The sequence below is a fragment of the Anabaenopsis tanganyikae CS-531 genome (assembly GCF_029891675.1).
GTDB classification, from domain to species: domain Bacteria; phylum Cyanobacteriota; class Cyanobacteriia; order Cyanobacteriales; family Nostocaceae; genus Anabaenopsis; species Anabaenopsis arnoldii.
The window spans coordinates 1-12,752 of sequence record NZ_JANQDF010000075.1; the positions used below are offsets into that span (position 1 = coordinate 1).

9 protein-coding genes are annotated in these 12,752 nt (G+C 40.0%); 3 read left to right on the top strand and 6 right to left on the bottom strand.

What is annotated here, in order from left to right:
- Positions 1-151 precede the first annotated feature (151 nt).
- From NWP22_RS07620 to psbO, 6 genes are all read right to left on the bottom strand, one after another.
- Positions 152-811: a flagellar motor protein gene (locus NWP22_RS07620; protein WP_271733851.1), complete on the bottom strand. Its 660-nt coding sequence runs from the start codon at positions 809-811 to the stop codon at positions 152-154.
- 23 nt (positions 812-834) lie between these two features.
- Positions 835-2,559, bottom strand: a complete 1,725-nt coding sequence (locus NWP22_RS07625) for a hypothetical protein (protein ID WP_271733852.1) — start codon at positions 2,557-2,559, stop codon at positions 835-837.
- 49 nt (positions 2,560-2,608) lie between these two features.
- Positions 2,609-5,842, bottom strand: coding sequence for a tubulin-like doman-containing protein (locus NWP22_RS07630; protein WP_271733853.1), 3,234 nt, complete (start codon positions 5,840-5,842; stop codon positions 2,609-2,611).
- 19 nt (positions 5,843-5,861) lie between these two features.
- Positions 5,862-7,004, bottom strand: a complete 1,143-nt coding sequence (locus NWP22_RS07635; RefSeq protein ID WP_271733854.1) for a vWA domain-containing protein — start codon at positions 7,002-7,004, stop codon at positions 5,862-5,864.
- Positions 7,005-7,315: 311 nt separating this feature from the next.
- Positions 7,316-7,564, bottom strand: a complete 249-nt coding sequence (locus NWP22_RS07640) for a hypothetical protein (protein ID WP_271733855.1) — start codon at positions 7,562-7,564, stop codon at positions 7,316-7,318.
- A 235-nt stretch (positions 7,565-7,799) separates the two neighbouring features.
- Positions 7,800-8,636, bottom strand: a complete 837-nt coding sequence (gene psbO / locus NWP22_RS07645; protein ID WP_271733856.1) for a photosystem II manganese-stabilizing polypeptide — start codon at positions 8,634-8,636, stop codon at positions 7,800-7,802.
- A gap of 433 nt (positions 8,637-9,069) precedes the next feature.
- Here psbO and NWP22_RS07650 point away from each other — a divergent pair, with 433 nt between their 5' ends.
- The 3 genes from NWP22_RS07650 (at position 9,070) to ftsZ (ending at position 12,661) form a co-directional block, all read left to right on the top strand.
- Complete coding sequence (locus NWP22_RS07650) at positions 9,070-9,435, top strand: hypothetical protein (RefSeq protein WP_271733857.1); 366 nt, start codon at positions 9,070-9,072, stop codon at positions 9,433-9,435.
- A 695-nt stretch (positions 9,436-10,130) separates the two neighbouring features.
- Positions 10,131-10,982 (top strand): cell division protein FtsQ/DivIB, encoded by an 852-nt coding sequence (locus NWP22_RS07655; RefSeq protein WP_271733858.1) that lies wholly within the window; start codon positions 10,131-10,133, stop codon positions 10,980-10,982.
- A 398-nt stretch (positions 10,983-11,380) separates the two neighbouring features.
- A complete protein-coding gene (ftsZ, locus tag NWP22_RS07660; RefSeq protein WP_271733859.1) occupies positions 11,381-12,661 on the top strand; it encodes a cell division protein FtsZ in 1,281 nt (426 codons plus the stop codon).
- Positions 12,662-12,752 lie beyond the last annotated feature (91 nt).

A 12,752-nucleotide genomic window follows, 5' to 3' on the forward strand; every position in this document is an offset into this window, starting at 1 on the left:
AAAGCCAAAAAAATATAAAATTTTGCGCAATTGCAACACTTATCCGTAGGTAGTTGTTTTGAGCGTGTAGGGGGATAATTGACTATTCCTTTTAAGCAAGTCTTAAAGAATCTGCGTGTCTTCAGACCGCAGAGTGTCAAAATAACTTAAACTACTTTACGGTTCGCTCTTCACCCAACCGGGTAAAACGGATTTCAATGCGGCGGCGGTTCTGATCTGGTGCACGTACTACGGGAGCAAATTCCCCACTAGGTAATATTAACTGAGCCGCCGAATAAGCACGGAAGGACAATCCCGGAAGTTTTTTTTCTTTAACCTGAATATTACGCAGCTGTTGGACTACCGCTAAAGCACGCATTAACCCCAAATCAGCATTAGAACCCGCTTGTAGTTTCTCTAATTCCAATCCACCACGGGCGACATTTTCTAAATTCAAGTCTAGGTTACTGGGCATATTACCATTAGGCTGACCGTCAGTATGTCCGATCACCTCTATAATATCGATATTATACTGTTTACTTGCCCTTTCAATTTCCGGTAAGATTTTTGTCGCAATGTAATTATAAAACCTGGGGTTAATTCTTGCACTTCCAGATTCAAATCTATGCTTAGGGTCATCTGGAATCAGAATAATTGGGGGTGTCTCTAGTTGCCTATCTACTAACTCCGGTTTTTGATTAACAAATGACCTAATGATAAAAAGTAACAAAAACAACAGCAGGATCATAAAGGCATTAGACATTAAATCTGTAAAAGCTGTGGAAATATTTAATTCTTCATGATAATCATTACGTTGCCAACGTCTAGCCATATTTTCCTATTTAAATGTCAAATTTATTTATTATGAGTAAAATTATCTATGATTTGATCTTCAGGGTTCAATGTTGAGCTTTTTACTTCCGTTCGTAACCGATAAATTTCATGTTTAGCATCATTGAGATGGTGAATACAATCTTGCAAATTCCCATTGATATCTTGATTTACTGCTGTTTGTTTGTTCACACCTTCCAGCAATAGGTTACCTATATTCTGATACTCTGTAACCAGAGTAGAATTACTACTATTCATTAACCGTGATATGTTTTCAGAATTCCTATCTATTTGCTGAGATATATTACCCAGAGATGTATTAACTGTTCCAGCGTGTTTATTGATAATTTCTACGAAGCCTTGCATATCTAAAGTAATTTGCTGCAAACCTTTAGCCTTATCCATCAGGTTATTTTCTAATTGTTCAATTCTAGTTACAGCTTTAGCAAAGCCATTGACCATTTCCTGAGAAATATTACCAGCTTGATTATTTATTGTCTGGATAAAATCTCGTAAATCCCCGGAAATCGCCTCTAAACTTCCAGCCTCATTCATCAGGTTACTTTCTAATTGCTCAAGTCTGGTTACTGCGATCGCAAAACTATCAGCACCTTCCTTAAGTTGAGGTATAATCTCACCCAGAGACTTTTGATTAATACGATTTAAATCTAATATTAGGGATGATATTTGATTGACGCTCTTAATTTCCTCTCCCAGTGCTTGCAGTTGAACTACCAATGAATTAAATGATGTTGTTGTATTAGCTAAACTTCCAGCCGAGTTAGAAAATCTCTCCTCTATCTGGGTTAAATTATTAGTCGCTGCTAATAACTTCTCAGGAAATTGACTATTAGCAAAGATGTTCGCCGCATCTTTAAATATCTGAGATTTACCATTGAGTTGATGTATGGCAATGTCAAACTCATGAGCAGCAGCAGATATAGTACCTGCTGACTCTGTAAACTTTTCATAAACTTGTCTGGCCAAATCTGTCGCTTGCTGATTCCCTGCGATTATTTGTTCTGCGACCTTAGCCATAGAACTTTCCACCGCATCTCGCACAGTCACACCAAATTTAGTTAAAAACTCATCCTGCTGTTCTACCATCCTATTGACTATTTTATCAAGGCGAGTATCACCTTGAACTTCAGGCAGGTAAATATTATCTAGATAGTCTTCTAAGGAACTGATAACGTGATACTTAAGAGCGCTAGTATTAAATTTCCAGTTAACTATTGTTAGCGCCGCACTAAAGAATAATCCCGTCAAACTAGTGACAAAGGCAATACTCATCCCAGATAATGATTGTTGTATTTGACCTACTAAATCATTAATATTAGAAGCAGCAGTATTATTGAGGGTTTCACTCAGGGCAGATAAATTAATTGTGATGCCAAAAAAAGTACCCAGTAACCCAAAAGCTAAGAGCAAATTGGGGATAATGCGGCACAAATATTCTATTTGTTCAATAGAAAAACCTTTAAACTTTTCTTGACTATAAACTTGTTCGATTAATGCTGCTGTATTAACTTGATCTAACTGGCTGCTAGCTTTTTCAAATCTGCTTTCTAGTGTGGTGATTATTTTAGGTTGTACCCCTCGTGGAGCATGATTAATTAGTCTTTGTACTTTCTCCGCTACATCTTGCAAATACTTATACAAACTCCAACGCAGCCAGATAGTAAGTATGGATGGTATAACAATGACCACGAGGGTAGCCAAAATTAATTCCCCTGGTATTGATGTCATGATACTTCCCTGATTATCAAATGTGTGAGAGGATGCTTAGTAAACGAAATTAATTTAAGAATTGGTCTAAGATTCTTTGTTTTTGACGCTCGTAATCTTCTTGAGTAATCAGGCCATCCCCTAAAAGGTCTTGTAAATTCTTTAAGTCTAACCGCATTTGTGCCCCAGTATCGGTATATTGCACCGATTCACCATCTACTATCTCGCCCACAAGAGATCTTCTGCTATCTAAGCTTTGCGGTAAACTATTTTCTGGAGTTGGGGAATTAAATTTATCATTCATTTTTCTGCGGAACCTGAGAATAATTCCTTCTTTAGTTCCTTTTTGATTGTTAATTAATGCATTCCTGTAAGGATAGTTAGGATGTTCCTGTGGTAACTTGTCAACTTCATTGACAAAGCTGTTGAATTTGGGTAAATATTCACTTTTCCACAGTTCAGGTTGTCTTTCCATAACAGAAATTTCCTGATCTAAAATACCTTGCAAAGCTAATTTCATATCCTGACGGTTCGCCAGTTCCTCTAAAGCCTGTCCCCATTCTGAACTGAGAGCAGCTGTGGAGTAACAGTCGCGCAAACCATCATAATATGTAAACTCTAACTGCTGATTTTGCGGGTTGGTCTGCAATAGTTGTAGACCTAGACAGGGATAGAAAACATTTTCTAATTGTTCTATTGTCACTGCATCTGGTGGAATAATATCTGGGAAAACCACACGGTAATCATTATGTAGAGAAGCGCTCCGGGAATTCTGTTCCCTGAGGTAATAGTTACGCATTCTTTCCAGACTATTAATTAATCTCAGAGGAAACCCACCATACTCATTGACAAATAAAATTTCATCCTCAGTTTGCAAGGATTTTAAGACTGTTGGCGAAATCCCTAAATCTGTAGTCAGCAAAGATTTAAACTGTCTGACTTCTAATTCATCGGTATCTTTAAAGCCCACTAATTGACTAGTTTTACCAGGATCATCCCAAAAATATGGATCACTCAAACTCAGTGGTAATAGGGGTTTAGCTTCTTCCATAATTTGTGCTAAACGGGTTGAACGTGCTGTTGAGTAGTTTTGCATGAAGCGCTTAATTACGGATTTGACAATATTAGTACCCCGTGAAGCAAACATACTGTCAATTCTCAAATTCATCTCTGTTTGCAGCAGTTCTTGGGTGGTGCGTTCCTTCTCTAAGAAACTGGTCAAAGACTTTCCTCTACCACTTGGTTCTGTAATTTCTGAACTGATCAGGGCTAACTGGGAACGTAAGTCATCTACAGGTAACATAGTTTGGTGACAGCGTTCGATGTCTTCATCATCAAATATGGCTTCACCACTCATTTCATCAAAATTCAAATCCCGTAACTCTCTATCTTGTCTTTCGTAAATGTTTTTTAAGTCATTTAATAGGCTGTCAAAAGCACTAGTCTGACTAATTTTCTCCTGTACGTATGTTTGCAGTCTCTTGACAACTCGTAGTGCTTCCTGTCGTACAGTTAAGTCAAAGTTATGTTTGATAATTTTCTGAACTTGTTGCAAAGCTGTTTTAATTTCTGTTTGAAATTGTTGATTTTTATTATTAAATTTGGGGATGACAAATTTAGCCTCGATATCTGTAAGAACCTGGTCAGTTTCAGCCCAGACTCTATCTACGTCTTCAGGTGTTCTCATGTTCGCAAAATCATTGAGAGACGCTTGTATATCCCGTTGGTAATCGTTTAACTCATGTTGCAGTGCATCTAACCAATCACGGCTACTTTTGAGGGAAAAATTAGACTTATTGGGTGTAAGTAGCTGAGTGAGATAATCATGAATATCACCCTGGAGTTGTTTGGTTAAGTTAGGAGTTAATTCGATTAACTTGGTTAACCATTGTCCTCTAGTACTTTCAGTTTCTCCTGGTTGTACTTTACGGAATTGATCACGGAATTCTTTAGGTACTCTTTGACGTAAATTATTTCTGTCGTCCTTATGTTCACACTCATTGATTAACTTATTGATTTTATTTTTCCATGTGATAATGCTGTTGTTAAATGTGCTATTGTATTCTTCCACTCCCTCTGCTAGTTTAGTAATTAAACCATCCCTAGTAACCAGGTCATTATGCCAATGGCACTCTAGGAGAAATTGCTGTAGTAAATCCCGGGGATCTGGGCTTTGACTTTTACCATTCAACCAAAAATTCACCAGTTCTAACCCAACTTTGTTTAAGGAAATTTCGACTACGGCATCACGGCGAAAATAAATGGCGGATAATCCAAATGTGAGGTAACGCTGGGGATTAGGACGGGGGTGTTTATCCCAATCAATAATGTGTTGTAAAAAGTTATCTCTGTTACCTTTAATGATTGGTGCTAATTCACTACTAAAATCAAGGGAAATTTTATGAGCAATAACGTTGCATAATTTACCTTGGTTGAGGATTGTATATTCGCCGCTGGTTTGATGAGAAACTAAATAAGTATAATCAAAGGGTGAACGTTTTTCGCTCACATACACAGGATTTTGGATGTCATAACAAGCTTCAAATTTTGTCCCTGGACGGTTATAGTAGTCTAGTTCTTTGAGAGCAGCATAGGTATTAGCATTCATGCTGGGAGCATTGCCATACAGTTCCGGACTAATCACTAAATAACCGCAAAATCTAGCATGATCACCATAAAAATGTCTGAGACTGTAAGCGATATCCAAAAACATCCCGCTACCTGTACCACCGCACAGGGAACCCACTACAAAAATACTTAATCCCGGCTCTACTTTGAGACCGGATCTGAGTAAATAAGCCTCGTGTCCTCTGGTACGTTCTTCAGCGTTCTTGATAGCTAATTGTATTTTCTGGTGGTTGTGGAAAAAAGCCAATCTTCCTACTGGTCTAATCCCTTTAGCACCGTCTTCTACTGCTTTAATATTACGTAATAATTGGGGTGGGAACCATCTACCAATGTGGTCATAGGGTCCATAATCGTTGTATTCTGAACGCCTTTCTAACCCTTCAACAAAGGTAGTCACTTCTCTGGATGACATGGTAGCGGTGACTTTTTCTGATTGCTGAAAACTTAGATCAACACCATGATAAATACTACCGGTGCGAATACCACTGACTTGAGTGGCAGCTTTATCGGTGTCAATGTGGACAAAACTGACAATGGGGAGCTTTTTTAAATCCCCATATTTGTCTACTATTAAGCGCCGAATTCGCATTAAAACATCCCTACCAGTTCCACCTAATCCTATACAAACTGTGCGGTTAATTCCTTGATATTGTTGTTCATTGTTCGCTGCGTTCATAGAAATACTCCTCTATAGACTATTTTTTGATTTGGATATTCATTTCATAATCGCGTTGGCGATTATCTGGACAATTGAGCTTAAATTTAGACCCAGAGATGGGGGTACGGGAGGCAATTTCCCGTCCGTTATAATGAATCGGTGGTAAGTTTGAAGTTAAGGGGACTAAGTAGAGTTTCTCTCCCTGTCGTTCTAAGTAGGCTCGGACTTCTCCACCCGGACAGGGGATAGAGTCTGGATAAGTTCCGTCGTCTTGACCAATGGCGATTTTTTGCTTATTCTTTAACCGACATATTTGTTCTTCTTGTTCTGGAATTTCTATAGATAATTGCCAATTTTTCTGTGAGCGGTGTAGTTTATATCCCCAAGCGCATAAACTAGCGATGATTGAAAGTAAAATTAAACCTGGGAGCCATAACTGTTGCCTTAAATAGGGATTAACTAAACAAGTTTCTCGATTACCTGGTGCTGGTGTGCAAAATTCTTGAACTGTGGGATCAATATCAACAACAGTTAATGTATATGGTTGATTTTCCCCTGTGGTGATGGAGAGCGATCGCTTGTTCATGGGTAATATTTCCATCCAAGCTTGTCGCTCTTGACTTTCTGGAGAATTAGCAATTCTTAATGGACTATCAGCAGGGGTTTCTATCCATATGTCTGAGGTAATTCCCGGTTCTGTAAATAAGGGTGCATCAGTTAACCAAATAACAGATTGTGGCTTAATTACTTGTCTTCTTTGCAAGCGATGATGATTAATTTGAGCAATACCTTGATAAACCCTTAACTCAGCGCGCTGAATATCTGTACCGTAATACTTGCTATCAGATGTTAAGGGAATTTTTTCCAATAGTTGTGCAATATTTTCCTCACTTCTATCAATATACTTAATCGGTTCTCCCAAAGGATTAAGACTAGGTGTAGATTCTTCTAACACCACATCCCTAGCAAAAGGAACAATGTAGATATAGTCTCCCGGTTGAATGCTGTCTTGAACGATTTGACGCAACCGAATCCGAGCTTGATCATTTAAGCCAACGCTTTCTGTTAAATCAATAGCCAAGATTACATCTCGTCCACCACTGAGCCGAGAGACTAAATTTAATCCGAGTTGTTGTGTAGGAGTGAGTTTTTCTCCGGGGGAAATTCTTGTTAAAGTCACTGAGACAGCCACACCAATATAATGTAAGAATTATTGCACATCATGCAGGAAATCACGTCATCTTGAGACTGGCAGTAATTCTGCTATGTGTATTATAGTATATGCGTATATTTAGTTTTGCTCACGAGTAATCTTAAATTAACACTTTACCAGCCCTAAATAATTTATGAAATCTCACTTATGGAGTATTGACTTTTGTATTATAAAAGTGGTATATGGGTTAGATTTATTATTTCAAGAATCAAAAGTACAAAAAAAGACCCTGATTAGGGTCACTTCAAATCAGAGAAAATGGGGAATGTAAATTTTAACTATCGCATATCATAGCGCTGGCGATAGTAAGCCAAGATTTCCTCTAGGCGTTGCTGACTTTCTGAAGCTAAATGGGATGTCATAGAAATCTCTAAGCCAGCAATTTGACTTTGCTTGTAATCGAATTCGGAAGATGATTGGGGAATTAAACCCACTTGTACGCCTTCAATTTGACGCAAATGAGCCGCGATTTCGCGATAAACCGCTAGAGGTAAACCAGCAAATTCAATTTTTTTTTGAGTTTCCATCTTTAACAAGGTTCGACCGGAGTATGTGAGGATGCTGAATTAACAGGTTCTTTACCTACCATTCTCGGAACTTCAATACCATATTGTTCCAGATTAACGATGGGATTGGAACTTTCATGGATTTGAATATGATGAGCAAACCAGCCGAGAAAAAACCCATTTGCTTTCACATCAAGGGAAACAAATGGGTAAAGTCTTATAATTGAGTCAATAATTACGAATCATTCCGGGTAATTTAGGCGCGATTTGGTTCAACCCGTGCGTAAAATAGACCGCGAATCTTGACTTCTTTAGGTTCACCAGCACCTAAATCAGTATCAGATGGCTGTTCGCTCTCGAAAGTCCCAGCAATTTCACCAGTAATGTTATCTACTTTAGCTACCTGTAGGGAAATTGTGCCATCAAGAGTTTCAATCCGTTTGACATTAGCGCGGGTGAGTTCTTCATCATCAGCTTGGGCAGGAAGAGCCACGGCGTTATCATAGCCAGTGACGATACCACGACCTTTAGGATCTAGGAAAGAAGAACCACGGTAGGAAGGAACCTTGAAAGTACCTTCAAAGTCAGTAGAGGTATTGATACTGGTCAAACCAGCTTGTGTTTGAGCAACTAAATTTTTGATGGTAAACAGGAAAGGTACTGATTCACCACCGGGGAGTTTTACAGTGATGGCTTGAAAGTCCAAACCATCAGCTTCTACAAAGGTCAGGCTATTATCTGGGTTGACTTTTAGGTCACCTTGTACCTGGTCAATAGTAGAGGTGTATCTGGTCAACAATTTACCGGGTACATACTCTGCTACTTGCCGTTTATTAGCAGGTTCTTCTTTGACAAAGAAAGTTGTTGGTTCCAAACAAAGTTCTTTGATGATATAAGACTGGCTTGATTGAATGGGAATGGAACCACGGCTAGTTTCTGCTAGTTGGGGGCATTTATTAGCTAAACCAGTGCCACGAATTTGTTCGTAAGTTAGTAAATCCCTACTATTAGAAGCAGTGGGAGCATCACTGCAAGCGGTTAATAGCCCCAGGCATACAGCCAAGAATGCAACAATTAAAGCGCGATACCTCATGGTCAACCTCAATTTCAAAAATTAATATCTAAGTTGTAAAACTAATGCCTATGGCATTTTCGGTGTTGCCCAAATGGTTGTGTATTATAAAGTAGGAGTATACTACATAATATACAGCCCATTGCTTTATAGGGAAATTAGCCAGATCATACGATTTTTTTTAACTCAAGATCAAAGCTCTCTCATCTGATCAAAAAATACGCGATTGCATTTAGCGGACTGGGAGGCAGAGCTAGAGTTGATGACCGTCTTTTATAATAAACTATGGTGGACTGTAATCTGGAAAACTGGAGGCTCTATAAATTCCTCTGCCCCTGACCCCCATGTGTTAAGCCAAGCGGCGCTCCTCATCGCTGATTATCCTTTGCTCAGGAATGAAAGCTAAAAATCTTCGGTAAATTTGAGTAGGCCTCATTTAGACGGAGATAGTTCCATGAGTAACCACGAACGTTTTGAATCTAGGAAGTTATCTGAGAAATTGCAAGCCATCACCACAGCAGTGCTTGATGTAGCTAGCGTTTCTCAAGGAGATGCCATCGCTCTTTTGGGCTTGTTGCGTCATTTAGAACAGTTACATCGAGATATCCGGGATGGTGCTTTTCAACAGAGTTTGCCTGATAATCGCCAGAAGCTCTACTCTTTACTCAAAGACATTGAATCTGAAGGAGGCTGGCCTTACATTGAGCGCATGAGGCTGAAAACCTTTTTAGCCACTTTGCCCGGGGCTGCCATGGAGAATGATCGTGAACCGGAAAATAACGATGATTTGTTGGAGAGCGATCGCTCCTTGAGTTCGTGATCTGCAAAAGAGTAATCAGTTTTTTCAGATTTTAAAAAACTTCATTACTCTTCATAACTCTTAACTCATAGATATACTAAATACTATCAGAATCAGGCAGGTGGTCAAAATGTCAAGCTCCTTTGGTCATCACTAGCGGATGTTAGTGTTTGACCCCAAGGGAGAATGCACAGAGTTAAAACTAGGCAGGAGAAGTGCTAAAGGCGAAAATTTATCGGTATTTGCTGGGGGATTCCAAGCTTTGACTTTTCTGTGCCACAATCATTACCCATTGAAATTGAAAGTAACAGTATTGACGCTAAGGCTGTATCCCTTTATAAGTGTTATTAACAATCTCAAAATAATAACTGGTGATCGGAAATTGAAGGATCTGCGCTCCCCTAGCAACATATGTTCATATTCGAGAATATTTAGCCAGCAATGTACTAGGCATGATTAATTGACAAGCGGCTCCCAGATTTCATATCTGGCACAATATTGTGCATTAGTTTCATTTGTGGTGTTTGTAGTACATAGATAATCATAGCTATCAAGGGCCACAGAGGTTGAAGCTTAATACTGGCTTGAATATTGGTGTAGCGGATGTAAATGCAAAAATGGAGGCAAAAGATTCATAGATACTCACGGGTTAATTAAGGAAAAGAAACGATCTGATCGCAAGCACGAATTTTTACCGCAAATATAAAGAGGAAGGAATGCCAGGCACAGTATCAGGTTCCCGAAATGATTTATCCGAGCGCCGTCACCAAATACGTCGGCAGCATCGGGTAAAAATAATTCAGGCGATTTGGCGCACTGTAGTCATTAGTGGTTTAGCAGGTGGTTTGTTTTGGGTAGCAGTCCAACCCATATGGGTAGTCAAGGCTCAAGAGCAAATTATCGTGAAATCAGGTGAGCAATTACTCTCCCCAGAGGCAATTGAGTCATTACTAGAGATATCCTATCCTCAGTCTTTATGGCGAATTAAACCCCAAGCGATCGCCAACTCTTTGCAGGAAAAACCGACTATTGCACAAGCAACTGTGCGACGCCGTCTTTTTCCACCGGGACTGAATATCGAAATACAGCCAAGAGTACCCGTAGCGATCGCACTCCAACCGGTGGACAAGGTCACATCTCAAAGTCCAAGGGAAAACTCCCCTGCGGGCTTATTAGATGGTAATGGGGTTTTGATGCCCTTAGAAAAATACAAGTTATTCCATCCCCAGATCAAACTTCCGAGTCTCAAAGTTATTGGTTCCCCAGAACAGTATGGCTCCTATTGGAGTCAAGTTTATCCACTATTAACTCAAAGTCCCGTGAAAATAATGGAGGTTGATTGGCAAGATCCCAACAATATAATTTTGAAAACCCAGCTACTAGGAGATGTACACATTGGTGCTTTCAGTCCTGAGTTAACCAGAAAAGTCAAAATACTCGCCCAAATGCGATATTTATCTGCAAAAATGGATTTTAGTCAAATCAAGTACATTGATTTGAGAAATCCCGCATCTCCATTAGTACATATGAACCAAATCGATCCCAAAGAGCACCCCCAAAATCCCTAGAAATATTTCCTAATCTCAAGTATGAACCAGAAAAAGTAGAGGTGATTATGCCCTAAATCAGCAATATAACCGTAAAGATAATAAATATTCACTAGAAGTTATACAGAGAAATTTTCAGGAAATTTGGGTATAGTTCTCTAGAATTAGCTGTCCTATATGTCCTATAGCCTTAGCCAATGGGTCATTAGCCTCTTCCCAGAGCCAGAGAAGGCAATTACAATTTTGTTAATGTTGGGAATCGCCATCACAATCAAGAACAGCGCCATATATTTTGGCAGTGTCAACCGATAGGTGACTCTTAGGTGAGAAATATTATTTTTCTAGCCAAGGGCTGCCTAGACACGAAGGTTTTGAGGAAAAATACCTGAAAAAGTTGTTTATCTACCACTCTGAATTCAATGCTTGATAATAACCAATATCTGATATATAAAAAAGCCCAATCTTTGGGACAGCCGGGATTTCCCCTAGCAGTTAATTCCAACAAACCTTTTAATAACTCTGGGCTGAACTTTGGGCAAAACTATGATGGTAAAAAGATGTCTATGGAAGAAAGCCGCATTGGGGAGATTGTTCCGGGTCGGGTGGCCAATATCAAAGTGATTGGTGTTGGTGGTGGTGGTGGAAATGCGGTTAACCGCATGATTGAATCTGATGTCGCAGGAGTAGAGTTTTGGTCAATCAATACTGACGCCCAGGCTTTGACCTTGGCGGGTGCGCCCAGTCGATTGCAAATTGGGCAAAAGCTCACACGAGGTTTAGGCGCCGGTGGTAATCCTGCTATTGGTCAAAAAGCAGCTGAAGAATCAAGAGACGAGATTGCTACAGCGTTAGAAGGTGCTGACCTAGTATTTATCACTGCTGGTATGGGAGGGGGTACGGGTACAGGTGCAGCCCCAATTGTGGCGGAGGTAGCCAAAGAAATGGGGGCTTTAACCGTGGGGGTGGTCACACGTCCATTTGTTTTTGAAGGTCGTCGCCGCACCAGCCAAGCTGAACAAGGCATTGAAGGGCTAAAAAGTAGAGTAGATACTTTGATTATTATCCCCAATAATAAGTTGCTCGAAGTCATACCAGAACAAACGCCAGTACAAGAAGCATTTCGCTATGCGGATGATGTCCTGCGTCAAGGGGTACAGGGGATTTCCGATATTATTACCATCCCCGGCTTGGTAAACGTTGACTTTGCCGATGTTAGAGCCGTCATGGCAGACGCGGGATCCGCATTGATGGGGATAGGTGTGAGTTCTGGTAAATCAAGAGCCAGAGAAGCAGCAGTCGCGGCTATTTCTTCGCCTTTATTAGAATGTTCTATTGAAGGAGCTAGAGGGGTTGTATTTAATATTACAGGTGGCAGTGATCTCACCTTACATGAGGTGAATGCGGCCGCCGAAGCAATATATGAAGTAGTTGATCCCAATGCCAATATTATTTTTGGCGCGGTGATTGATGACAGGCTCCAGGGGGAGGTGAGAATTACTGTAATTGCTACTGGGTTTACCGGTGAAGTACAAGCTGCACAAAGCCAAAACGTGGTTAATGCCAGAGCAACAGCTACTCCAAAACGTCCCACACCGCAGCAACCTGCAGTTAATCCCCCCACACCGAACCATAAAGAAAAACCCCCCGAACTGAATATTCCCGACTTTCTCCGCAATCGGCGTAAACCACCAGGAAGTTAGGCAAGGGGCGAGAAAGACCAGGAAAAAAGTAAAGTATTTTTGGCTCAGGCAATGGCTTGTGTCTAAACAATATTTTTACACAGTAGTAGTG